Here is a 23393-nt window from a genome sequence, read left to right on the forward strand (position 1 = left end):
GTAATAGGGCCTTTTTTATTTCGTAAACCAATTCCTCGTGTGTACATTATTACGCTCTCCTTACTATCAAGATCTATGCTAGCGATAAAGATAAGCGGTAAACTTTTAGCTACAAGCAGTTAACTCTCGAGCCATATTCAACCATCTTATAGTGCTAAACGGGACTCCAAAGTAAAAGGAATACCATTAGCCCTTGAACCCTATGGCACCTTACCCGTAAGCTAAGCGGATTAAACACTTAGACTCATGCCTATGTCCGCAAAAGGTTTTATTCAACGTACACTCGATGCCCTCAGTGTCTATTATCACAAGCGGGTTTTGATCCTGTTATTACTGGGTTTTTCTGCTGGTCTACCATTAATGCTGGTATTTTCAACGTTATCCTTTTGGTTGCGTGAAGCTGGTGTTGATCGCACTTCAATCGGTTATTTCAGCTGGATAGCCTTAGCCTATGCGTTTAAATGGGCTTGGTCACCCTTAGTCGATCGGCTTTCATTGCCGCTGCTAACTCGATTTCTAGGCCGCCGCCGTAGCTGGATGCTGTTCGCTCAGTTGTTATTGGTTGGTGCCATCTTAGGCATGTCTTTTAGTGACCCTCTCAAAGATCTCGAGCGCTTGGCACTGTTCGCGTTAATGGTCGCCTTTGCCTCAGCCACCCAAGATATTGTTATTGATGCCTTTCGGATTGAATCAGCCCCAGAAAAGATGCAAGCCGCACTAGCAGCGGCCTATCAAGTGGGTTATCGGAGCGCTATGATTATCGCCACCGCAGGTGCTCTCACCATAGCGGCTTGGGTTGAACCCGGTAACACGGCATACAACTTAGTGGCATGGCAAACTTCTTACCTGATTATGGCAGGATTGATGTCTGTTGGGATTTTGACCACGCTTTTTAGCCGCGAACCCGAAGTCGATACCCGCGCCGCCGATGCCACTGAATTAGCGCTAAAACAACGCTTAAGTGCACGTTATCCTAGAATTATCGCAGCGGGCATATCTTGGGTATATACGGCCAGTATTTTACCCTTTATCGACTTTTTCAAACGCTATGGCCGCAGCGCTATCCTCATCTTATTACTGATTTCTTGCTACCGGATCTCGGATATTGTGATGGGGATTATGGCGAACGTCTTTTATGTGGACATGGGATTCACTAAGGAAGAAATTGCCTATTTGAGTAAAATCTATGGCCTGATCATGACCTTAGTCGGCGCAGCCTTCGGCGGCGTTCTGTTAGCTCGCTTCGGAACTATGAAGATCCTTTTCCTTGGCGCTTTACTGGTTGCTGTAACCAATCTGCTATTCGCGTGGCAGGCAGTGATTGGCTACAACGTGCCCTTTTTAACCTTTGCTATTTCCGTGGATAACTTCAGCGCTGGGATAGCCACGGCGGCATTTATTGCCTATCTCTCGAGTCTCACTAGCAACGGCTACAGTGCAACGCAATATGCCTTACTGTCTTCGATTATGTTGCTTTTCCCTAAATTTATCGCGGGCTTCTCGGGCGCTTATGTCGACGCATTTGGTTATGTGAACTTCTTTGTCGCCGCCAGTGTTATTGGCTTTCCTGTGTTGTTTTTGGTTGTCTTAGTCAACAAGTATGCGCCGCATCCAAGCACATCATTAATGGATGATTCGTCAAAAAGTGCACCAACAAAATCAGATTAAGGTCTCATAGCACTTATGTCATCAATATAAAAAAGCCCTCACACCTTAGTGTGAGGGCTTTTACATTTAAAGACGAAATGGCAAACGCGATACTGCATCACGTTAAACCAATTCTGCTCGATTAATCTTTAAAGTTATCAAATTGGAAAGGCTGGCCTAACTCAGACTCACGTGCCAACGCCATGACAGCTTGTAAATCGTCACGTTTTTTACCTGTAACTCGTACTTTCTCGCCCTGAATAGACGCTTGCACTTTAAGTTTGCTGTCTTTAATTAGCTTGACCAGTTTTTTAGCAATTAAGGTTTCTATACCTTCTTTAAACTTCACTTTTAGGGAGAAGGTTTTACCGCTGTGGATGGCTTTCTCATCGACTTCCATCGAAGACGGATCCACATTACGTTTGCTCAGTTGCATACGTAAAATGTCCACTAATTGTTGGCATTGGAAGTCATCTTCAGCGGTTAACGTGACCACATGGTCCTTATATTCGACGTCAGCCGTTTTACCGCGAAAATCGAAACGTGTCGCCAGCTCACGCTTAGTATTATCAACCGCATTACGCAGTTCAACTTCATTCACTTCTGACACAATATCCATTGAAGGCATAGTTTTTTATGTCCCATATCAAATTAATATGCAGCTAGTTTACCCACACACAGGCCTAAGTTGAAGGTAAAGCCTAGAATAAAAGCGTAATCATGGGTGACTTTAGCCACACATTTTCCTATCATTGCCCCACTCTAAGCTAATACAAACATATTTGTGATAACTAAAAATACCCTATTTAAGCTGGCTTTAGCCGTAGCCTTTGTCGTGATCAGTTATCTGGTATTTTCCAGACCAACCTATTCGCAAAGTATTCCGAATATCGACAAGGTAGGCCATCTTGGGAGCTTTTTTTGCCTCTCCTATCTCACCTATCTTGCTTTCAAACCTAAGTGGTATTGGTTATCTCTCACACTGGCAAGCTACGCCATTTTAATTGAGTTGGTGCAATCACGTTTGCCCTACCGTAGCGCTTCTGTGGGTGATGTTATTGCCGACTTTTCGGGTATTGCACTGTTTTACTTTTGCAATTGGGCCTATGGCAAATACTTCCGCGCAGCGCAATTACGAGAAGATTAACTCAGGCGCTTCAAGCTGGTACTGATGACCGATACCTTAAGGCTACACATATGACTCATGCTGTGAACATAAATCGCGTGGTGGATATTGCGATTTTAGGTGCTGGTGCCGTTGGGCAGCTTATTTGCCACCAACTGACTACAGCGGGCATGAGTGTTGGTCTTATCGGCCGCGATTCAATTGCATCTATACAGCAGACACTTAGCGTCACTCCATTAGCGCTGGCCAATGATAATCAACAGAAAACACACGCACTCCAGTATTCTGTGCCTATCTTGACGGCCAATGCGCTCGATAATATCCGCCTCGTGATTGTCTGCGTCAAAGCCTATCAAGTGCTCGATGCACTTTTACCCTTACTTAACCAACTGCCCAGACAATGCCATATTTTGTTATTACACAATGGCATGGGACCTCATTTAGCCCTAGCGCCGCTAATTGATGCGCAAGCTGATGGCAGAGGGTTAAGCCTAGGGACAACTTCCCAAGGGGTGTTACGTCAAGCCAGTTGGCAAATTAGGCAAACGGGACAAGGGCTAACTCAATTTGGGCATTTTGCAGGTACAGAGCTCACTGAGCATTATCGCAATGCTTTACTGACGGCTATCCCCAACAGTGAATGGGTGGATGCCATTGTGCCTTGTCTATGGCAGAAACTCGCCGTTAATGCCGCAATTAATCCGCTTACAGCACTATATCAATGTCCTAATGGCACACTCGCCGAGCCAGATTTTAGTGACATGATTAAAGGCATTCTCGACGAGTTAGTCACGGTTGCCACACTCGAGGGCGTGCCTCTCGATAAACAATTGTTACACAACAGAGTCTATCAGGTGATCCGCCTCACTGCGGGGAATTTCTCATCGATGCACCAAGATATTGCACACCAAAGACGAACTGAGATAGACCAAATTAATGGTTATATCTGTGAGCGTGCACAAGCGCACGGTTTAAGTGCACCAGTTAATGCTGACCTCTGGGTGCGCGTCAAACAGCTAGAAGCTTAAGCAAGAAAACTCACATAACAAAAATAAATATAACATCATGTTTAATTTATATAATTTTTAATTTTTTTGCTAAATCCCCACTTTTTATTTACCGCATTAAAACGCAAATTACCCTAGCGCCATACTCACTCGGCGTTTGCTGCACTCATGCTAGTCAAGCAAATTTACCTTGCACCAAAAATGCGCACCAAATCAGGGCAGATTAACTTTGCTTTGCACCGTTTTGCATCAAAATTTTAAGCTATTTCGGTGCATTTCAATGTTAACGCAATGATAATAAATGCTTTATCTATATGGCCTAATTCCTGCTTTATTCCAATAAATTAAGTCTGCAGCTTGTTGGAGAGAAAATTGAAACTGGTCACCGCAATTATTAAACCATTCAAATTAGACGATGTACGCGAAGCCTTAACTCAGCTCAGCGTCCATGGCATGACAGTCACTGAAGTACGCGGTTTTGGCCGCCAAAAGGGCCATACGGAACTGTATCGTGGTGCTGAATATGCAGTGGACTTTTTACCTAAGATAAAGCTCGAAGTTGCCATTCATTCCGATCAAGAAGATGCCGTTATTGATGCCATTATTGCTGCAGCCCATACGGGCAAAGTGGGTGATGGCAAAATCTTTGTGACTTCGTTAGAACAAGTGGTGCGCATTCGCACTTCGGAAGAAGGAGTTGATGCCCTATGATGCTAGTGAGCTTCAGACTCAGTATTAAATACCTATTGATATTATTCAGTATATTGACGACGAACGCCGTCGCCGATGATGGTCAATTTAGCGCTGCAAATACGGCGTGGATCTTAAGCTCATCCGCATTAGTGTTGTTGATGACCCTGCCAGGATTAGCCTTGTTTTACGGCGGTTTAGTTCGCAGTAAAAACGTGCTTTCAATATTGATGCAATGCTTCTCTATTGCCGCCCTAGTGTCAGTTTTATAGTTCGGGCTAGGTTATTCACTCGCATTCGACACAGGTAACAGTTTCATCGGTGGCTTAGACAAAGCACTACTGTCAGGTATTGGTCGCGATAGTCTTAGCGGGGATATTCCCGAGCCGCTGTTTATGCTATTTCAAATGACCTTTGCCATCATAACGCCAGCTTTAATCATCGGTGGTTTTGCCGAGCGAATGAAGTTTTCAGCTGTGCTTATCTTTTCAGGTGCTTGGTTATTAATGGTTTATGCGCCGATCACCCACTGGGTGTGGGGCGGTGGCTGGTTAGCACAGCTAGGACTGTATGATTTCGCGGGCGGAACCGTGGTGCATATCACCGCAGGGGTTGCTGCGCTCGTGGCCGCTAAAGTGCTAGGTCCACGCAAAGGATTTTTAAACTCGGCGATTATGCCGCATAACCTGACGATGACTGTCACAGGTGCGGGCATGCTGTGGGTGGGTTGGTTCGGTTTTAACGGCGGCAGTGCGCTAGGCGCTAACGGCACCGCAGCCATGGCGATTCTAGCCACTCATCTCGCCGCTTCTATGGGCGCGATGACATGGGCGGCAATTGAGTGGATTAAGTTTGGCAAACCCAGCGCCCTTGGCATAGTCACCGGCATGGTAGCAGGCTTAGGCACTATCACTCCCGCCTCAGGTTATGTTGGCCCAGCAGGCGCCTTAGTCATAGGTTTACTCGGTGGAATCGTGTGTTTTTACTCAACGGTTTATATCAAACAGAAACTTAAAATCGATGACTCCTTAGACGTTTTCCCCGTGCACGGTGTCGGCGGTATTCTCGGTACCCTTTTGGCAGGAGTATTTAGCTCGACCCAATTAGGCGTCTTTAGCGGCTACGGTTTTGCGGCAGTGAACGACACTATGATAGACCAACTTGGGGTACAGATTATCGGGGTTGCGGCGACATTCACTTATACTGCGGTGGTCACTTGGTTGCTGTTTGTGATCATCCGTAAGCTACTTGGCGGCCTTCGCGTCAGCACAGAACAAGAAGTTAACGGCTTAGATTTATCGGAACACGAAGAAACGGGTTATAGCCTTTAATCAGAACCTCGAGCCAGAACCTTTAGTTTTAAGACAGTTCAATAGCCATAAGGGCACCAAGGCGCCCTGATGGCTGACTTACATCATGATGCTACTTTTTAAAATGCTCGACCAACCATAACTTTAAATCCACCAGCTTCATGGGCTTAGCAAAGAGATAACCTTGTAAAAAATGGACTTGGCGACTGGTCAAATAATCTGCCTGCTCCTGCGTTTCAACCCCTTCAGCCACCACCACATAATTCATCTTATGGGAGAGCTCAATAATGGTATCGAGCACGTGGGAAGTCACGGAGTCCTGCCCTATGGTATCGATGAAGCATTTATCGATTTTCAAGTAATCCAATGGCATGGTTTGTAACAAAGATAAGGTTGTTTGCCCAGTACCAAAGTCATCGATAGCCACTAAAATCCCCAACTGGCGTAAGCTTTCAATGCGCTGGCAAATATCCGGCGTTAATAATTGCCGTTCGGTGATTTCGATTAAAGGCTTAACGCCAATACGATCCAAAGAATCCCGCAGATGAATAAATTTCGACTCGATATCATTTTGGGTAAAATGCTCTGGCGCCACGTTGAACGCGACTCTAAAGCCCGATTCAACCTTCATATTAGCAAAATCTTTTAATGCCTTTTCGAAGATATAATTGGTCAATGGAACAATCAGCTTGCTCTCTTCGGCGATAGGAATAAACAAATCAGGCCGTACTAAGCCCATTTGTGGGTGCTGCCAACGCACTAATGCCTCGACTCCTTTGGCCTTGCCGTCCTCAGCACAGATCACAGGTTGATAAACCAAAAAGAACTCTTCGTTCTCTATCCCGCTACGAATATCATCAGCAAGGGAGTGACGAGATAACCGTGAATAGAGCACAAACAAGATAGAACCCGTAATCAAAATAATGCTAAAGGGTAATGAGATGGCAAAAAATATCCAAAAAAAATGCCTAAAAAAAGCAGGTGACATTTCTAGTAACACCGAAAAACGATGATCCTCAGAATCTAAAGTCATTACCTCATTTTTGATAAACTCGAGTGATTCAGGAATCGTTTTACCATTGATGGATAAAGCGACATTGATAACTGCGCTAGGAAACACATCGGGCTGTACAAAGGAATCTAATAAATATTGTCCTTCTATAATGACAGCAGCGCCGTGTTTAGATTTAGGGTCCCATTTAGATGACACTATCGCGGGCACCTCAGGCATAAAAGGCGTGCCCGTAATAATAAACTGGTTAGATATTTCAAGATTTTCGGTAGCACTAACAATGCTCAGGGGAGTATCAATATCACCAGTTTTAGATGAGCAATAAACATGTTGTGAATCATATATTAAAGCCGAGCGAAAGTAAGGTTGGAACAACATATAGTTGTATAACTCTTGACACTCAGAATCCTTCAATGCCAATGCATAATGGCTGATTTCATTAGCATGGGACACCAAAGTATCAATATGACTCACATAAATAGCCCCCACACCTTTGACTTTATCTTCAACAAAATACTGTGCAGAGAGATAACTTGCGGCAGCAGCAATTCCAATTGGAAACAATATGACTGCCAGCCATTGCCATAATGACAGATTTAATTTTGCTAACTTTTTTCGCATATATCCTTAACTCGCACAGCGCTCGGTTAAAAATGGTATCAAAATCTATGGAGCAAGACGTGTGTATATTTGTATCTCAGCGAATGTTTGCTTGATATAAACACACTGAATCGAGTTCTATTTTAGTCTAAAAAACCAGCATACCTTCTATTAATTTAGTCTATTCCCACATCACCAAAATGGCGGCGATAGCGATTAAGACTAACCCTAGCATATCTTTTATCTTTACTTTTTCCTTCAGCCAAAAGGTGGCAATCAAGATCATAAAGAAAACTTCAACTTGACCTAAAGTTTTAACATAGGGCACAGCCTGCAACGACATAGCACTAAACCAACCGATAGAACCTAAACAACTGGCGATGCTTGTCAGTAAAGTCAACTTAGGTCGTTGCCATAATGCTATCAGCGTAAATTTATCCTTAAGCAACAAATAACTGACTAACAGCAAAGTTTGTAGGCCTATCACAAATAGCAACACCCAAGCTGCGCTATGGGGGAAACCCACATTCAAACATAAACTCGCTTCTCGTACCCAAAGCGATGTCAGCGCAAACGAAGTACCGCAAGCCAAACCAATCAATACCGTATTGAGCGACAAGCTTCGCAGGCCTTGCTTGGCACTCATGAGAAAAATTGCCACACCACCCAACAACACTCCCGACCAACCTAAAAGGGATAAATGCGTCCCAAAAAACACTGTGCCTAAGATCGCAGCGACCACGGCTTCACTCTTGGCTAGCCCAGCACCAACGGCAAAGTTCTGTTGCTTGAACAATTTCACCATCAAGCCCGTCGCGAGGATTTGCATCGCCGATGCTCCGAGAATAAAACCGATAAAACGGTCGCTAAAATCGGGGATTCCGACATCCTGCCAAAGATATAAGCTCGCCAGATACACTGCGGCAATCGGCCCAGCCCAAATAAAACGCGCTAAGGTCACGCCCGCAACACTCACTTCTTTACTCAGCTGGCTTTGAAACGCATTACGCCAAGCCTGCATAAATGCCGCCAGCAAAGTGAGTAAGATCCACATAAAGGTATTCCGTAAAGAATCTGGTCGGCTATAAAAACAAGATTGTTAGGCAAAGCCCATCATAAAACATTAATGTTTCAGATAGCTACGGGGCTATACCAATCACATTCCTCGACTGAAAAACAAAAGCCCCGAACGAGTCGAGGCTTTGGGATTAAGTCACTAATTCATTAAGTCTTAGCTTGCGATTACTTACTGGTATCGATTGGCTCGAAGGATTTAACCAAATCGTCGATCGCTTTCATTTGCTTCAGATAATTTTCTAACTGATGCAAAGGCAGCGCACATGGGCCATCACACTTAGCGTTATCAGGATCGGGGTGCGCCTCAATGAATAGACCCGCTAAACCCAGCGCCATACCACTGCGCGCTAATTCGGTTGCCTGTGCGCGACGTCCACCCGCTGAATCGGCACGACCACCAGGGCGTTGCAGTGCATGGGTCGCATCGAAAATCACCGGATAGCCAGATTGCTTCATCTCGTCCATACCCAACATATCAACGACTAAGTTGTTATATCCAAAGCTTGAACCACGTTCACACAAGATGATCTCGTCATTACCCGCTTCGTTAAACTTAGTGATGATATGGCGCATTTCATGTGGTGCTAAAAACTGTGGCTTTTTCACATTGATGATAGCGCCAGTTTTTGCCATCGCGACAACCAAATCTGTCTGGCGTGCTAGAAATGCAGGTAACTGAATAATATCAACTACTTCTGCCACTGGCGCACACTGATGCACTTCATGCACGTCGGTGATCAAAGGTAAATTAAAGGTCTTTTTAATCTCTTCAAAAATCTTTAAGCCTTCCTCCATACCTGGACCGCGGTAAGAGTTAATCGAAGAACGATTCGCCTTATCAAAAGACGCCTTAAATATATAAGGGATCCCCAGCTTTTGAGTCACTTCGGCGTAGGTTTCAGCAATCGACATAGCGAGATCGCGAGACTCAAGCACGTTCATGCCACCAAACAACACGAAAGGTTTATCGTTGGCAATCTCGATTGAACCTAGGTTTATGATTTTATTACTCATCGCAACTTCTCTCTAAAATGCTGGAACCTTTCCCAGCGGTGAATAGGAGCTAAGGCGGTTATACCGCAACTAACTGTAAAATTTGACCACAAATCCATGCCATATAGGTTCCTAACGCATAACCTAATACGGCTAACAGTACGCCCACAGGTGCTAAAGCGGGGTGAAATGCCGCCGCAACTACAGGGGCTGACGCAGCGCCCCCCACATTCGCTTGGCTGCCTACAGCCATATAAAATAACGGGGCTTTAATCAGCTTAGCCACCAATAACATAAAGCTTGCGTGGACTATCATCCACACAATACCAATTAAAAAGTACAATGGCGTATCGAGCACCTTACTCACATCCATATGTAGACCAATGGTCGCAACTAAGATGTAAAGGAAGGCTGAAGCCACTTTTGATGCCCCCGCCGCCTCTAAATGACGCACTGGGCTGAATGACATCGCCAAACCAATCGTTGTGACTATCACCACTAGCCAGAAAAATTTAGAGGTTAAACTGTAATCTGCGGTCCAAGGATAGTTCACTTCAAAAAATGGCCCCAGAAAATCAGCGGCGATATGAGCAATACCTGTGATACCAAAGCCTACAGCGACAATCAGCATAAGATCGCGCAGATTAGGAATGCGTGCATTTTCAGCGTGATACTTTTCAACTTTATCTTTTAACGCTTCAATAGCAGAAGTATCTGCACCGGTTTTAGCATCGATCTCTTTCGCTTTTGAGGCTAGAAACAGCAGTACTGCCATCCAAATATTGGCGACTATCACATCGACTGTCACCATCACAGAGAAAATATTACCGCCCACGTCATAAATTTCTTTCATTGCAGCTTGGTTTGCGCCGCCACCAATCCAGCTCCCCGCTAAGGTCGTCATACCACGCCATACCGCATCGGGGCCATCGACCCCAATTAAAGAAGGTTCAATAACCGACACCAGCAACAAGGCGATAGGGCCGCCGATAACGATACCGACAGTGCCGGTTAAAAACATGATCAAAGCTTTCGGCCCTAAACTTAAAATAGCTTTTAAATCAACGCTTAAAATCAATAATACTAAACAAGCTGGCAGCAAATAACGGGATGCTACAAAATACAGTTGTGAGGTATTACCATCGATTACCCCAAAGGTATTCAATAACGATGGCAAGAAATAGCACAATAAAAGGGCGGGAATAAAACGATAAAACTTCTGCCAAAAAGGATGACTACTGCTACTGGTATAAAATACAAAACCTAAAATTGTCGCGAGTATTCCTAACGCCGTGGCATCGTTCGTCACTAAAGCCGTGCTTGTCATGCTAATTTCTCCCTGTTGATACAGTTATTATTTTTATTAGAGACTTAACTTTTAAGTCCCTGGGTCAAACTTCCATCTGCCCAGTGTTATTATTTTTGCGGATTGAATTCGTTAATAAAAGTTGAATAAATAAGAAGAGCCCCGAAAGGCTCTGCTTTAGTGATAAACCTCGGCGTGTTCGTTTAATTCTTTGAGCTGCATCTTCACTATCTCGATCACGGGATCGTGAGGACTATTATCAACAAAATGCTGCAGATCGGCGGCGGCCACATTAATACAACCCAACTGCTGTGCAATAAACGCCCGCTCACGATTCAAATGCACATCGTCAACATGCCATTGCAACAGCAGACTACAACACTCCATCGCTGCCTCAAATTGATGCGACACTATGCAACCCGCCTTAAGCTCATGCAGCATACGCGTCAGCAGTTTTTTCACCGTTGCAGGCTTTAAGTAACTTGCCTTAAGCTCAGCAGCATTACCTAACTCGCCGCGCACTAACACGTGCAACTGGTGACGGGTGAGTTCCTTGCCTGTTAAAGGATCCAAATAACTCACTTCACCGCCAATCTTACAACGCAGCACCGTATTGCCAGGTAGCAATATGGGGTCGAGTTCAAGATCTAACTGCTTCGCCAGCAACATCAATACCGTCGCCAGCGTTGTACTATTACCTTGGCGACTAATTAAGCAAGTACCTAAATCTGCCGCCTCTGTACTGAAGTAGTTCTCACGAACACAAAAACCTAAATCCTCGTAAAACCAATGCAACAGCGCATTAAAACGCTGTTGTTGATCAACCAAGTAATGACTTAATACGGCTCCCGCCATTTCAAACCAAGCCCATTTAGCGGCTTCAAGTTTAGAAAATCCAAGGTGCGCACCTACATCCAATGCCGACTCGGGCAATGAAATGCCATCTTGCAGAGTGTAGTTACCCATTAACCCAATAATACCGCTTGTTTAAAATGAGCCAATTTAGCAGCATAAACCAACCAACCTATCGCGCCTAAGTAAGCAAACACTTTGAACAATTTGTTTCTGTTTGCTTTTATGGCAATGGCGCCTAGGACAATGTAAGCAACTACAGCACCGATTTTTTCGGTCATCCAAGGATCAACAAAAGGAAATTGCTGGATCATAAAACACAAAGTTAAGCCCGACAGCAGCAGGAAAGTGTCGATAACATGGGGCGCTATCTTGAGCAGCTTCTTCTCCATCAGAGCCGATTGGCGCAGATGCAGGACAAAGCGAACGGTAAGCAGTAACACGCTCAACGCGATAAAGGTAAAATGCAGATGTTTAACCGCAGGATATAGACTGTAAAAAGTTTCCATTACGATACTTATGGCCAGTGACAAAGGCGCTAGTTTACCCTAATCCTTGACGGCATACCAATGCCTATCAGCCTAGATAGTCAGAGCTAACATCATAAAAAATCAAACGAGAAGTGACGATGAATTTAAGCTTAATTAATGATGAATCAACCGAGTTCGCCGACGCTGTAAAACAAAAAATTGTCGAGTTCAACCAAGTCCAATGGCAGGGGCTTAGCCGTAAAAATCTCGGACTCAAACTACAGGACTCCGAAGGTAAACTGTTAGCAGGGATCAGCGGTAAAACCTTCGGCAATTGGTTGTTAATCGATTATCTGTGGGTCGATGATTCTTTAAGACACCAAAGTATCGGCACGCACTTATTGTTAGCCGCAGAAAGCCAAGCAAAAGAACGCGGCTGCCAATTTGCTCTACTCGATACCTTAGATTTTCAAGCTAAGCCCTTTTATGAGCGCCACGACTATCGCGTGCAGTGGATACAACAAGCCTACCCAGAAACCGGCAGTAAATTCTTTATGGTAAAAGTGTTGTGATGTTTAAGGTTTGGGATCTTCACCTTACACCAACTTAAGGTCGCCCTATAGAAGACAAAAACGCCATTGGCAAAACCAATGGCGTTCGATAAATCGGTATAACTGGATAAATATCTTCACTTAAAGCAGCGCGTTATTCCGCCCATTTACCCATAGTGCATCTGTCATTACTGCCAAAGTCTCGCACTGTCGCGACATTCTCGTAGCCCAGTTCGATAAGCTTAGCTCTGAGTTTTACAGCCTGCTCAAAACCATGTTCGAGCAGGATATAGCCGTTAGGCTTTAAGTAATCTCGAGCTGTGTTGGCAATATAATAAAGATCGGCAAAGCCTTCCTCGGCGGCGGTTAACGCGCTTTGGGGCTCGAAACGCACGTCACCTTGGTGCAAGTGTTCGTCAGCTTCATCAATATAAGGCGGATTTGAAACGATTAAATCAAAGTCCCGCGACTTTACGGCACTGAACCAGTCACTCTGAAGAATTTCGACCTGTGGCAGCTTTAAGTTCTCGCGATTCGCGATAGCCAAAGCCACGGCATCATCGACTTTATCGACCGCGGTGATTTGCCATGACTCACGCTCAGACGCCAACGCCAGCGCAATTGCCCCAGTACCAGTGCCTAAATCGAGCACTTTGGCGTAGGTGGAAAGCGGCATGTTCAATGCAGTTTCGACCAGAATTTCCGTATCAGGACGCGGGATCAAAGTGGTGTCGTTCACGATAAAAGGCAACGACCAAAATTCGCGCTCACCGACAATATGTGCCACAGGCACGCCCTTTTGGCGTTTCTGCACCATTTGCTGGAAGCGTTTCCACTGCTCAACCGTCAAGGATTTTTCAGGCCAAGTGTATAAATAGCTGCGACTTTTATTGAGGCAATATAACAACAAAACCTCTGCATCCAGATGAGCGGATTCAGAGGTTGATGCTAACTGCACATAAGCCCATTGCAGGGCTTCGGCTATGCTAGATTGATCTGACAAAATTACCCCTGCTCGTCAGCCAGTGCGGCTAACTGATCGGCTTGATGCTCTTGCATCAGAGGCAATAAAATAGCATCGAGATCGCCTTCCATCACTTCGTTCAAGCGATATAAGGTCAAGTTGATGCGGTGTTCGCTCACGCGGCCTTGCGGGAAGTTGTAAGTACGTACACGTTCGGAGCGATCGCCACTGGCAACCAGACTACGACGGGTCGATTCTTCGGCGCTACGGCGTTTTTCGTCTTCAACAGCTTGAATACGTGCAGCCAGTACACTCATGGCTTGGGCACGGTTCTTGTGTTGCGAACGTTGATCTTGGCATTCCACCACGATCCCAGTTGGAATATGGGTGATTCGAATAGCTGAGTCAGTTTTGTTAACGTGCTGACCACCCGCACCTGATGAACGATAAGTATCGACTTTCAGATCGGCTGGGTTGATTGAAATCGCTTCCGCTTCAGGCACTTCGTGAAGTACCACTACAGTAACCGCTGAAGTATGCACACGTCCTTGGGATTCGGTTTCTGGCACACGCTGTACACGGTGGCCGCCGGATTCAAACTTAAGTTTGCCGTATACGCCTTCACCGCTGACCTTCATGATCACTTCTTTAAAGCCACCATGTTCACCTTCGTTACAGCTCATGATTTCAATCTGCCAGCGATTCGCTTCAGCATAACGGCTGTACATGCGGAATAAATCACCGGCAAAAATAGCCGCTTCGTCACCGCCTGCACCAGCGCGGATCTCAACGAAGGCATTTTTATCGTCGTCAGGATCTTTTGGCAATAATAGAATTTGCAATTCGTCTTCGAGCTGCTCGAGTTTGGCCTTAGCGGCTTTCATCTCTTCCTGCGCCATTTCACGCATTTCAGCATCGTCTTCTTCCAGCATTTCTTTGGCAGAATCGAGATCGGCCTGCGCTTGCTGATAGGCTTTAAAGCCAGCAACAACGTCTTCTAACTGGGCATATTCTTTCGATAACGCACGAAACCTGTCTTGATCAGAAATGACGCTAGCATCACCCAGCAAAGCCATGACTTCTTCATTGCGCTCGAGCAAGCCTTCCAGCTTGCGGATAACGGATTCCTTCATTTAACTCGCTAACCTTAGTTTTTATCTAATCCAAGCGCTGATCTTAACTGACCGAGAGTATTCAAATCGCCCTGACGACTCGCTGCCGTGAGGGCCTGTGTCGGGGCGTGGATAAGTTTGTTAGTCAGGCGATTGGCTAGTTCAATCAATACCTGCTCAGTGTCTGAGCCCTGAGCTAATTTATTCAAGGCGCGTTCCACTAACTCATCTTTTACCGCCATGCTCTGGCTGCGATACTCGCGAATACTGTCGACCGACTCTAAAGAACGGATCCAATCCATAAATAGGAAAGATTGTTCTTCAGTAATTACTTCAGCTTGCTCGGCGGCTTCTTTTCGAGAAGCCATATTCTGTTCAATAATGCTATGCAGGTCGTCCACTGTATACAGAAACGCGTCATCCAAATCGGCGACTTCCGGCTCAATATCCCGGGGAACTGCTATATCAACCAATAACATAGGTTGATGGCGACGCTGCTTTAGCGCTTTTTCGACCATGCCTTTACCTAGGATAGGCAGAGGGCTGGCGGTAGAGGATATCACGATATCGGCTTTTGGGAGATAATCTGGTATCTGCGCCAGTGTAATTGCTGTTGCGCCAAACTCCTCACACATGCCTTGGGCACGTTCTAACGTTCGATTTGCTACGACCATTGAAGCCACGCCGTTGTCTTTAAGATGCTTCGCAACCAATTCTATGGTTTCACCTGCGCCAATCAACAGTACTTTAGTGGTCGATATTGATGAGAAAATATGTTTCGCCATGCTTACCGCGGCAAATGCCACAGAAACTGCGGCGGCGCCAATTTCAGTGTCAGTGCGGACTTTCTTAGCGACTGAAAAAGTATTCTGAAAAAGTCTATCTATGGTTAGTGCAACCGTACCAGCCTCTTTAGCCTTAACGAACGCTTGCTTTACTTGACCGAGAATCTGCGGCTCACCAAGGATCAAAGAATCGAGCCCAGAGGCTACGCGCATCAAATGCCTGACGGCATCTTGACCGTGATAGTTATAGAGACAAGGTGCTACATCCTCATGATCTAGGCCGTGATACTCTTCAAGCCACGCAATAATGTCGGCCTCATCGCCATTGTTGCAATACAACTCAGTGCGATTACAGGTCGAGACAATAACGGCTTCACCCGAGCGTGTACGACTGGCCAGACTCTTCATAGCGTCATGAATTTTGTCCGGAGAGAAGGCTACTTTCTCACGCAGGTCTACCGTGGCTGTTTTATGGTTAATACCGATTGCTACAAGGCTCATCTGACTCTTTCTAGATTCTTGGCGACTCTCTTAATAAGGGCATTCTACTGAATTGGCCCAACTAAAAACAGAATACGCTTAACAAAACCGAATAAAGGTCTAACTTCTTACCTAAATTTTCTATCAATAATAGGTAAGGCAAAATTTGTCCCAAGGGAGCAAATCTAAGTGACCGCCGATGGAAATTTTACGTTTGGCATTGGTATTCTTTCCAAGCCCTCGTATCATAAGGACTTTGGTATATCAGTCATAGATGAATAATTTGAAGCGCCTCACAAAAACCATTTTCTCTTGTTTTACCTTAAGCGCCCTACTCTTACTGGCGGGGTGTGAAACCTTGCCGCCGATGACTGACTTAAGCCCAATCACAGTCAATGATGCGCGCCAAGCCAAAGCTTGGGAATTACAGGGAAAACTAGCGATAAAAACTCCCGACGATAAACTCAGTGCCAATATCTACTGGCGCCACAGTGAAGATCGCGATGAACTCACACTCACGACTATGCTAGGTACAACTGTGTTGACGCTTAATTCAACCTCGAACTCTGCCCATTTACATATCGATGGCAAAGATTTTCGCGACGATAATGCCCAGCGTTTACTCGAGCGAGTCAGCGGTTGGTCCATCCCCTTGGCCGATTTACCTTTGTGGATCACTGGTCAAGTTGGCCAGAATGATCAAGTACTTGAAAGCGATAGCCAAGGCAAACCTAAACAGCTCACGAACACTCAAACCCCACCGCCTTGGCTGGTCACATTTTTAAGTTGGCAATCCCAGAGCGGCGCCAACGTGCCCCATCAATTAAAGCTTGAGCGTGGTGACTTACAACTCAAATTGCAATTGAATCAATGGCAAGCCCTCGGCAAGCCTGCAATCATACTCGAAGAGAAACCTTAGCATGCCCGCAGCAATTTCACGCCATTGGCCAGCACCAGCAAAGCTTAACTTATTCTTACACGTGAATGGTCGCCGCGCAGATGGTTATCATGAACTGCAAACCTTGTTTCAGTTTATTGATTACTGTGACATGCTCGATTTTAAGGTCACTGAAACCGCAGAACTGATTTTGCACTCCAATATCTCTAATGTTGTCGCTGATAGCGATAACTTAATTCTGCGAGCCGCAAAATCATTACAACAAACCACAGGCTTTACTGGCGGCGCCGAAATCTGGTTGGATAAACGTCTGCCCATGGGCGGAGGTTTAGGTGGCGGCTCGTCAAATGCTGCCACCACCTTAGTGGCACTGAACACGTTATGGAACACCCAATTATCGACCGAAGAACTGGCTAAAATTGGCCTTAAATTGGGTGCCGATATTCCTGTTTTTATTCATGGTTTCGCCGCTTTTGCCGAAGGTGTAGGTGAACGCTTACAAGCGGTAAATCCGAGTGAGCCTTGGTACTTAATCATCGCACCCGATGCCCATGTTTCCACCGCTGAAGTATTCCAAGATCCACTTTTACCACGTGATACCCCGAAACTGGCCATAGAGACCTTAATGAACCAACCTTGGGCAAATGATTGTCAAAAACTAGTCGTTTCTAAATACCCTCAAGTTGCCAAGGCATTAGGCTGGCTGCTAGAATATGCGCCGTCGAGAATGACAGGAACAGGCGCATGCGTGTTCGGGGAATTCACACAAAAGCAACAAGCTCTCGCAGCCTTGGCGAAATTACCGTCTGAAATGCAAGGATTTGTTGCACAAGGGATGAATCTTTCGCCGCTCATCACGCGACTCAGTCACCCTTAAACTACTTTCTTCTAGAGTAACCACTTAACGATAACGCCTCGGGTTCCTCCCGTCCCTACATCGTCGTTACTCTAGCCACTAAAATATAAAGCAAACGCCTGAGGTTCATACAGTGCCCGACATCAAGCTCTTTGCTGGGAACGCCACCCCCAGTCTCGCTAAAAAGATAGCCGATCGTCTATTTTGCAAACTCGGAGACGCAGTGGTTGGTCGTTTCAGCGATGGTGAAATCAGTGTCCAAATTAACGAAAATGTACGTGGGGCCGATGTGTTCATCATCCAATCCACTTGTGCGCCGACAAACGACAACCTGATGGAACTCATCGTGATGGTTGACGCGCTGCGCCGTGCATCTGCTGGCCGTATCACAGCTGTTATTCCTTACTTTGGTTATGCTCGTCAAGACCGTCGCGTTCGTAGCGCCCGTGTACCTATTACTGCAAAAGTGGTTGCCGATTTCCTGTCTAGCGTGGGTGTTGACCGCGTTCTGACCTGTGACCTGCACGCTGAGCAAATCCAAGGTTTCTTCGACGTTCCTGTTGATAACGTATTTGGTAGCCCAGTGCTACTAGAGGATATGTTAGCGAAGAACTTAGATAATCCAGTCGTTGTTTCTCCAGACATCGGTGGTGTTGTTCGCGCTCGCGCAGTAGCAAAACTGTTGGATGATTCTGATTTAGCGATCATTGATAAACGTCGCCCACAAGCGAACGTTGCGCAAGTTATGCACATCATTGGTGATGTTCAAGGTCGTGACTGCATTATCGTTGACGATATGATCGACACAGGCGGCACTCTGTGTAAAGCGGCTGAAGCCTTAAAAGAACATGGTGCGAACCGCGTATTTGCTTACGCAACTCACCCAGTGTTCTCTGGCAAAGCGGCTGAAAATATCGCTAACTCAGTGATTGATGAAGTGATTGTGACTGACACCGTTCCTTTAAGCCCAGAAATGTTGAAAGTGGCTAAAGTAACTCAGTTAACTATGTCTGCGGTACTGGCTGAGGCTATTCGTCGCGTAAGCAACGAAGAGTCTATTTCTGCCATGTTCCGTCACTAATAGTTCTGTTACTGAACGTTCTGACTAATCTGAGCGGTTCCAATGCACAGCTTGCTGTTTTAACGAATCACTAAGCTTGCAGAGCTAATTACTCAGACATAAAAACGCACTCCTCGGAGTGCGTTTTTGTTAGTGTATTTTTTAAGCCAGCTTCTGATCATCAGATGTAAACTGGCTTCTACGCATTAGATTTTAAAATTACTCACCGCACGGAATAAGAATTCAGCTTGCGCCTTAAGCTCATCCGATGCCGACGCATTCGCATCTGCCGCATGGGATGACTCCTCAGCGATATCGCGGATCACCACCACGTTCTTGTTCACTTCGGCCGCCACCATACTTTGCTCTTCAATAGCCGCCGCAATTTGAGTACTCATGTCCATAATATTACGCACGTCGTTATTGATAAGCTTCAATAAAGCGCCTGCACTTGCCGCTTGTTCAGCGCTTTCAACGCCTTGTTTTTGGCTAGATTCCATCAATTGCACAATCGATCGGGTACGCGTCTGCAGCGTTTGAATGATGTTAGCAATCTCTTGGGTTGACGATTGCGTCCGCATCGCTAAGTTACGCACTTCATCGGCAACCACAGCAAAACCACGGCCCTGCTCACCCGCACGCGCCGCTTCAATCGCGGCGTTCAAGGCTAAAAGGTTAGTCTGCTCAGCAATGCCGCGGATCACATCTAACACGCTACCGATAGTCTCGCTGTCACGTTCCAATTCGTTAACGACCGCTGCAGAGCTATTCAACTGCTCAGCAAGTGACTGGATTTTATGTATCGTTTGCTCAACCTCTAATTGACCACTTTGGGCATTATCGTGGGTCTGACCTGCTTTTGATGCCGCTAATTCGGTTGTTTTAGCGATTTCCTCAATCGTTGCGCCCATCTCAGTGATTGCTGTTGCGACCATGTCGGTCTCATTAAGTTGTTGGCCCACACCTTCGGAGGCGAGCATGGCATTTTCTGAAACACGTTTACAGGAAGTGTTAATCGTTGCGACCGACTCAATCACTTGCTCAATCAGCTGTTGGAAGCTACTCACCATGCTATTGAAATGCTGTGCAATTTCACCAAGTTCGTCTTGGGTGGAGGCATCGCACCTCAATGTCAGATCTTTACTCACCTCGATGCGAGAAATGATCTGCGTGATACGCTCAACAGGCGCGATAATACTGCGGATAATCAAGTAGGTAATGATTGATAGTAGTAACGCAATAAAGATAAACACAGTAATACCGACATTAACACTACTACTCTCAGCATCATCAATGGCCTTAAGAGCCAAGTTTTTCAAGTCACTCGTACTGCTCTCAGTTTGCTGGTTTGCAGCTAAAACTCGCGCCATAGTACCGTCATTTTCGGTCAAACCAAGCTGCTGTTCCTTATTAATTAAGCTTTTGAAATCCTTTTGATATTGAGTAATAAGCTCTTCAATTTTTCGTTGAGTATCAATATCGATACTCGAGGCATGAAGCTTGTCATTAAACTTACTAATATTAGTATCGAAGGTTTCGACATAACTTAGCTCACGACGCAGCATAAAATCCTTTTCGTTACGCCTAAGTTGCAGCATTGCGGCTTCGAGTGCGGGCTGATCAAATTCCTTGAGTAGCGTTTCAACGTTATGCACCGCAGCTCGTAACGTACCGTACAAACCTGTTTTAGGTGTTAAGCCAATCTCTTGTTGTAGCTGCACCACTTCAGAAAAAGCGGCTTGATACTGATTTAAATTACGGTCAAAACTTTCAAGTGAGGCAGTCGATACCCCATATTCTTTAAAGACTTTCTCTAACTCAGGGACAATACTGTCGATTGCCATGTGGCTTTGCTTATGCAGCTCGACATATTTCAAATCCTTGCGAGCGAAAAAGTCCTTTTCATTTTTACGCAAAATTAAGACGTCGCGCTCTAAATCAAGCACACTTTGAGCCGCGTTAGAAAGTTCCGATTTCACCGAATTTGAATAGAGTTGTAATCCAAACATGGCAATTAGTGCCGAAATAGACACTGCAGCACTGAGTAACAACTTTGAGCGGATTAGCATAGAAAGTCCCCGAATATATAATCTATCTTAAAAAGATAGCTGGAAATTAAGCCTTTAACAGCGCAAACATAGCAATACATTAAAAGTTCACATCAAATACTTTGATAGCTTGTCGATTTAAGCTCCCATACTGTGAGTACCGCATTATTTTTAACTTAGTTCTTCAGGGTGATACCCTACCGTTACTACAAAGTATTTCGTTTTAATTACGTTAAATATACCGTCTCAAAGCAGATGTAAGTGTCATAACATCAATTGATATAAAATGAATTACTTCATTAGCTTAGCAGTACTTTTTCGGGCGAATTCTACTACAGATTACAAAAATGTTACGCTGGATAATTGATCTAAATAAAATATATTTTTTAAGGTTCCAAACCTTTTGTAGCGCCCACTGCGTCAAAACTACAACACTCAATCATTATGGCAGGAAATTACAGTGACAGCAGGGATCCTCCCACTCAATGGCTCAATGTCTGACTTTGAACTGGTCACCTTAGCGAGCCAAGGAGACAGAACTGCCTTCAAGTTGCTGTATCAAAGCCATTACCAACGTATTTACGCCCTATCACTGCGCCTTTGCGGCCATAGCGCTATTGCTGAAGAAATAACCCAAGAGTGTTTTATTTTAGTGTGGCAGAAGTTGCCACAATTTCGAGGTGAGAGTCAGTTTTCCACTTGGTTACACAGTATTTGTGTCAATCAAGCATTGAGCAGCATTCGTAAACAAAAGTCCTTTTGGTCACGATTTATTCCGCTGGAACATGAAACTGAGCCCTTAAGCTCTGATAGCAGCTATAGCGGATTAGATAAGTTAATTTTCAAACTGCCAGAACGCGCTCGCATGGTTTTCGTACTCTGTGCAATCGAAGGTTATCAACATGATGAAATCGCTGACTTACTTGGCATTGCCGTCGGCACCAGCAAGACCCAATACCATAGAGCTAAGCAACTACTACAGGAGATGCTGTAATGACGTTAACGCCGCTTTCCCGTGAACAACAGCTTGAGCAATTGATCAATAGCGCGCCCAAAGAGATGTCGCCTACACATGATCTGTGGCAAGGCATTGAAAAACGCATGGATAAAACGCTGATACCCCAAACGTACAAATCCCAGAAGAGTCACGCTTGGGCGATAGCGGCTTCGTTTATTATTCTAGCGGCATTGGGATATACCCAATTGCCCTATTTCAACTCATTCATAATGCAGCAGACAGAGCTTGCCCAGAACCAAGCTATGCCAGAGCAACCAGGGGATGCGGCCTTACATTTATTACTCACCCAAATTGCAACATCACACCAAGCGCAAGTGGACAACCTAGAACAGGCGCCAAATGCGCTAATGTGGCAAACGAGCAGCTTCAGCGCACCCGTTGAGCAAGGTTTAACTGAGCTAAGGCTCGCGGCAACACAGATTTACCAAGCTTTACAAGCAAATCCAACCGATAAACAACTTTGGCAACTCTGGCTTTGGGTGCAGCAGCGTGAGCTCGACCTATTACAACAGGGCCAAAAATTACCCATTAGAAACTCGACACAAGGAAACACCTTATGAGCAACCGCAATCTCACTAAAGCTAGCCTATTGGTTTCGACACTCTGTTTAGGCTTAATGGGCAATGTGTTAGCAGCACAAAGCGTTGATAAACAGTTAAGTGTCAGCAGCGACACTAAACTGCAGATCAAAGTCCAACGCGGTGATGTGACCATTCAAACATGGGACAAGAGTGAAGTGAGTGTCACTGGCACATTAGATGAATTGAGCGAAGGCTTTGTGTTTGAGCAACAGGGAAATAGTCTCAATATCGAAGACAAAATGCCTCGCCACTATAATGGCAATAATGACAAAGGATCACAGCTCACCATTAAAGTCCCAAAAACGGTTAAACTCAGTGCAGATACCATCTCTGCCAATCTGCAAGTTGCCGAAACTCAAGGTGAACTGGATTTGAATACGGTAAGCGGCAATATCAACGCCAACAACTTAAGTGGTAAACCTGAGTTACATACAGTCTCTGGTGATATCACGACCAAAGCACTTGATGGAAAAATCAAATTAGAAACCGTATCCGGCACGATTCAGGACACTGACAGTAAAGGAGAAATGAATTATCGCCTCGTTAGCGGTGACTTAAAAAGCCACACTCAAGCAGAAAAAGTCACGATTGAACAAGTCTCAGGTGAAGTGAATGCTAACTTTAGTGTCACCAAAGAAATCGAGCTCAGAACCGTCAGCGGAGATTCACAAGTGTCACTCGCTAAAAACTTCAACAAAGCGAATTTAGAAAGTGTGAGTGGCGATATTACCGTGATCTTTAATGATGTTCCCGATGCCAGCTTCAACTTAGATGGTGGTCCTGGTGGAAAAATCAACAACGGTTTAACCCAAGATGTACCGCAAAAACAAAAATATGTACCAAGCACAGAGTTATCATTCCAAACAGGCTCTGGCGCTGCCAACGTGAAGATGAATACCATCAGCGGTCATCTAATTTTAAAGAAACAGTAATAAAAGCTATTTAGCACA

General features: G+C 45.2%; 22 protein-coding genes and 1 pseudogene. 12 read left to right on the top strand and 11 right to left on the bottom strand.

All coding sequences use genetic code 11. The features are described from left to right. The first annotated feature begins 252 nt into the window (after window positions 1-252). Window positions 253-1668, top strand: coding sequence for an AmpG family muropeptide MFS transporter (locus ACHA99_RS14765; RefSeq protein ID WP_028761846.1), 1416 nt, complete (start codon window positions 253-255; stop codon window positions 1666-1668). Window positions 1669-1789: 121 nt separating this feature from the next. Here ACHA99_RS14765 and ACHA99_RS14770 read toward each other — a convergent pair whose 3' ends face one another. Beyond that, window positions 1790-2275, bottom strand: coding sequence for a YajQ family cyclic di-GMP-binding protein (locus ACHA99_RS14770; protein WP_006080274.1), 486 nt, complete (start codon window positions 2273-2275; stop codon window positions 1790-1792). A gap of 156 nt (window positions 2276-2431) precedes the next feature. Between ACHA99_RS14770 and ACHA99_RS14775 the strand changes: the two genes are divergently transcribed. The 4 genes and pseudogenes from ACHA99_RS14775 (at window position 2432) to ACHA99_RS14790 (ending at window position 5801) form a co-directional block, all read left to right on the top strand. After that, window positions 2432-2794: a VanZ family protein gene (locus ACHA99_RS14775; protein WP_105250138.1), complete on the top strand. Its 363-nt coding sequence runs from the start codon at window positions 2432-2434 to the stop codon at window positions 2792-2794. A gap of 50 nt (window positions 2795-2844) precedes the next feature. After that, window positions 2845-3801 carry a ketopantoate reductase family protein gene (locus tag ACHA99_RS14780; protein WP_393943507.1) on the top strand — a complete coding sequence of 319 codons (957 nt, stop codon included), beginning with the start codon at window positions 2845-2847 and terminating at the stop codon, window positions 3799-3801. Window positions 3802-4152: 351 nt separating this feature from the next. After that, window positions 4153-4491, top strand: a complete 339-nt coding sequence (locus tag ACHA99_RS14785; RefSeq protein WP_105250140.1) for a P-II family nitrogen regulator — start codon at window positions 4153-4155, stop codon at window positions 4489-4491. Beyond that, a pseudogene (locus ACHA99_RS14790) lies at window positions 4488-5801 on the top strand (ammonium transporter). The gene ACHA99_RS14785 and the pseudogene ACHA99_RS14790 overlap by 4 nt, the downstream one beginning before the upstream one ends. A 91-nt stretch (window positions 5802-5892) precedes the next feature. On the opposite strand, the gene ACHA99_RS14795 reads toward ACHA99_RS14790, so the two are convergent. The 6 genes from ACHA99_RS14795 to ACHA99_RS14820 all read right to left on the bottom strand — a co-directional run bounded on the left by ACHA99_RS14795 (window position 5893) and on the right by ACHA99_RS14820 (window position 12129). Beyond that, window positions 5893-7413 carry an EAL domain-containing protein gene (locus ACHA99_RS14795; RefSeq protein ID WP_263139575.1) on the bottom strand — a complete coding sequence of 507 codons (1521 nt, stop codon included), beginning with the start codon at window positions 7411-7413 and terminating at the stop codon, window positions 5893-5895. Window positions 7414-7573: 160 nt separating this feature from the next. Continuing rightward, complete coding sequence (locus ACHA99_RS14800) at window positions 7574-8446, bottom strand: DMT family transporter (RefSeq protein WP_263139577.1); 873 nt, start codon at window positions 8444-8446, stop codon at window positions 7574-7576. A 188-nt stretch (window positions 8447-8634) separates the two neighbouring features. Continuing rightward, the gene (gene kdsA / locus ACHA99_RS14805) at window positions 8635-9483 is read right to left on the bottom strand and encodes a 3-deoxy-8-phosphooctulonate synthase (protein ID WP_105250144.1); all 849 of its coding nucleotides are present in this window, start codon (window positions 9481-9483) and stop codon (window positions 8635-8637) included. 58 nt (window positions 9484-9541) lie between these two features. Beyond that, entirely contained in the window at window positions 9542-10789 is a 1248-nt protein-coding gene (locus ACHA99_RS14810) for a DUF819 domain-containing protein (protein WP_105250145.1), read from the bottom strand. A 156-nt stretch (window positions 10790-10945) separates the two neighbouring features. Further along, entirely contained in the window at window positions 10946-11734 is a 789-nt protein-coding gene (locus ACHA99_RS14815) for a SirB1 family protein (protein ID WP_113939759.1), read from the bottom strand. Beyond that, window positions 11734-12129 (bottom strand): SirB2 family protein, encoded by a 396-nt coding sequence (locus ACHA99_RS14820; protein ID WP_006080263.1) that lies wholly within the window; start codon window positions 12127-12129, stop codon window positions 11734-11736. Before ACHA99_RS14820 ends, ACHA99_RS14815 begins: the two co-directional genes overlap by 1 nt. A 119-nt stretch (window positions 12130-12248) precedes the next feature. On the opposite strand from ACHA99_RS14820, the gene ACHA99_RS14825 reads away from it, so the two are divergent. Beyond that, window positions 12249-12662, top strand: a complete 414-nt coding sequence (locus ACHA99_RS14825; RefSeq protein WP_393943511.1) for a GNAT family N-acetyltransferase — start codon at window positions 12249-12251, stop codon at window positions 12660-12662. A gap of 133 nt (window positions 12663-12795) precedes the next feature. Here ACHA99_RS14825 and prmC read toward each other — a convergent pair whose 3' ends face one another. From prmC to hemA, 3 genes are read right to left on the bottom strand one after another with little or no spacing between them, the layout of a single operon-like run. Continuing rightward, window positions 12796-13644, bottom strand: a complete 849-nt coding sequence (prmC, locus tag ACHA99_RS14830; protein ID WP_113939044.1) for a peptide chain release factor N(5)-glutamine methyltransferase — start codon at window positions 13642-13644, stop codon at window positions 12796-12798. A gap of 2 nt (window positions 13645-13646) precedes the next feature. Beyond that, a complete protein-coding gene (prfA, locus tag ACHA99_RS14835) occupies window positions 13647-14738 on the bottom strand; it encodes a peptide chain release factor 1 (protein ID WP_113939045.1) in 1092 nt (363 codons plus the stop codon). A gap of 14 nt (window positions 14739-14752) precedes the next feature. After that, window positions 14753-16003, bottom strand: coding sequence for a glutamyl-tRNA reductase (hemA, locus tag ACHA99_RS14840; protein WP_028761678.1), 1251 nt, complete (start codon window positions 16001-16003; stop codon window positions 14753-14755). A gap of 253 nt (window positions 16004-16256) precedes the next feature. Here hemA and lolB point away from each other — a divergent pair, with 253 nt between their 5' ends. From lolB to ACHA99_RS14855, 3 genes are all read left to right on the top strand, one after another. After that, window positions 16257-16901: a lipoprotein insertase outer membrane protein LolB gene (lolB, locus tag ACHA99_RS14845; RefSeq protein WP_393943514.1), complete on the top strand. Its 645-nt coding sequence runs from the start codon at window positions 16257-16259 to the stop codon at window positions 16899-16901. Window position 16902: 1 nt separating this feature from the next. After that, a complete protein-coding gene (gene ispE / locus ACHA99_RS14850; RefSeq protein WP_393943516.1) occupies window positions 16903-17757 on the top strand; it encodes a 4-(cytidine 5'-diphospho)-2-C-methyl-D-erythritol kinase in 855 nt (284 codons plus the stop codon). Between the two features lie 112 nt (window positions 17758-17869). Next, window positions 17870-18817 (top strand): ribose-phosphate pyrophosphokinase, encoded by a 948-nt coding sequence (locus tag ACHA99_RS14855; RefSeq protein ID WP_006080255.1) that lies wholly within the window; start codon window positions 17870-17872, stop codon window positions 18815-18817. A gap of 185 nt (window positions 18818-19002) precedes the next feature. Here the strand turns inward: ACHA99_RS14855 and ACHA99_RS14860 are convergent, their stop codons facing one another. Continuing rightward, window positions 19003-20865 carry a methyl-accepting chemotaxis protein gene (locus tag ACHA99_RS14860; protein WP_173496755.1) on the bottom strand — a complete coding sequence of 621 codons (1863 nt, stop codon included), beginning with the start codon at window positions 20863-20865 and terminating at the stop codon, window positions 19003-19005. Between the two features lie 439 nt (window positions 20866-21304). Between ACHA99_RS14860 and ACHA99_RS14865 the strand changes: the two genes are divergently transcribed. Genes ACHA99_RS14865 through ACHA99_RS14875 form a run of 3 tightly spaced genes read left to right on the top strand, consistent with a single transcriptional unit; the run spans window position 21305 to window position 23375 of the window. Next, on the top strand, window positions 21305-21838 hold the full coding sequence (locus ACHA99_RS14865; protein WP_393943519.1) for an RNA polymerase sigma factor: 534 nt from the start codon (window positions 21305-21307) through the stop codon (window positions 21836-21838). Further along, window positions 21838-22422: an anti-sigma factor gene (locus ACHA99_RS14870; protein ID WP_113939048.1), complete on the top strand. Its 585-nt coding sequence runs from the start codon at window positions 21838-21840 to the stop codon at window positions 22420-22422. Before ACHA99_RS14865 ends, ACHA99_RS14870 begins: the two co-directional genes overlap by 1 nt. Next, on the top strand, window positions 22419-23375 hold the full coding sequence (locus ACHA99_RS14875) for a DUF4097 domain-containing protein (RefSeq protein ID WP_393943521.1): 957 nt from the start codon (window positions 22419-22421) through the stop codon (window positions 23373-23375). Before ACHA99_RS14870 ends, ACHA99_RS14875 begins: the two co-directional genes overlap by 4 nt. Window positions 23376-23393: the final 18 nt, after the last annotated feature.

Source organism: Shewanella sp. S23-S33 (assembly GCF_043359565.1).
GTDB classification, from domain to species: domain Bacteria; phylum Pseudomonadota; class Gammaproteobacteria; order Enterobacterales; family Shewanellaceae; genus Shewanella; species Shewanella oncorhynchi.

What these genes read in the sequence shown, in the direction of transcription:
- ACHA99_RS14765 (WP_028761846.1), top strand. Translation starts at nt 253, where the DNA reads ATGTCCGCAAAAGGTTTTATTCAACGTACACTCGATGCCCTCAGTGTC.
- ACHA99_RS14770 (WP_006080274.1), bottom strand. Translation starts at nt 2,275, where the DNA reads ATGCCTTCAATGGATATTGTGTCAGAAGTGAATGAAGTTGAACTGCGT.
- ACHA99_RS14780 (WP_393943507.1), top strand. Translation starts at nt 2,845, where the DNA reads ATGACTCATGCTGTGAACATAAATCGCGTGGTGGATATTGCGATTTTA.
- ACHA99_RS14795 (WP_263139575.1), bottom strand. Translation starts at nt 7,413, where the DNA reads ATGCGAAAAAAGTTAGCAAAATTAAATCTGTCATTATGGCAATGGCTG.
- ACHA99_RS14800 (WP_263139577.1), bottom strand. Translation starts at nt 8,446, where the DNA reads ATGTGGATCTTACTCACTTTGCTGGCGGCATTTATGCAGGCTTGGCGT.
- kdsA (WP_105250144.1), bottom strand. Translation starts at nt 9,483, where the DNA reads ATGAGTAATAAAATCATAAACCTAGGTTCAATCGAGATTGCCAACGAT.
- ACHA99_RS14810 (WP_105250145.1), bottom strand. Translation starts at nt 10,789, where the DNA reads ATGACAAGCACGGCTTTAGTGACGAACGATGCCACGGCGTTAGGAATA.
- ACHA99_RS14815 (WP_113939759.1), bottom strand. Translation starts at nt 11,734, where the DNA reads ATGGGTAACTACACTCTGCAAGATGGCATTTCATTGCCCGAGTCGGCA.
- ACHA99_RS14820 (WP_006080263.1), bottom strand. Translation starts at nt 12,129, where the DNA reads ATGGAAACTTTTTACAGTCTATATCCTGCGGTTAAACATCTGCATTTT.
- ACHA99_RS14825 (WP_393943511.1), top strand. Translation starts at nt 12,249, where the DNA reads ATGAATTTAAGCTTAATTAATGATGAATCAACCGAGTTCGCCGACGCT.
- prfA (WP_113939045.1), bottom strand. Translation starts at nt 14,738, where the DNA reads ATGAAGGAATCCGTTATCCGCAAGCTGGAAGGCTTGCTCGAGCGCAAT.
- hemA (WP_028761678.1), bottom strand. Translation starts at nt 16,003, where the DNA reads ATGAGCCTTGTAGCAATCGGTATTAACCATAAAACAGCCACGGTAGAC.
- lolB (WP_393943514.1), top strand. Translation starts at nt 16,257, where the DNA reads ATGAATAATTTGAAGCGCCTCACAAAAACCATTTTCTCTTGTTTTACC.
- ispE (WP_393943516.1), top strand. Translation starts at nt 16,903, where the DNA reads ATGCCCGCAGCAATTTCACGCCATTGGCCAGCACCAGCAAAGCTTAAC.
- ACHA99_RS14860 (WP_173496755.1), bottom strand. Translation starts at nt 20,865, where the DNA reads ATGCTAATCCGCTCAAAGTTGTTACTCAGTGCTGCAGTGTCTATTTCG.
- ACHA99_RS14870 (WP_113939048.1), top strand. Translation starts at nt 21,838, where the DNA reads ATGACGTTAACGCCGCTTTCCCGTGAACAACAGCTTGAGCAATTGATC.
- ACHA99_RS14875 (WP_393943521.1), top strand. Translation starts at nt 22,419, where the DNA reads ATGAGCAACCGCAATCTCACTAAAGCTAGCCTATTGGTTTCGACACTC.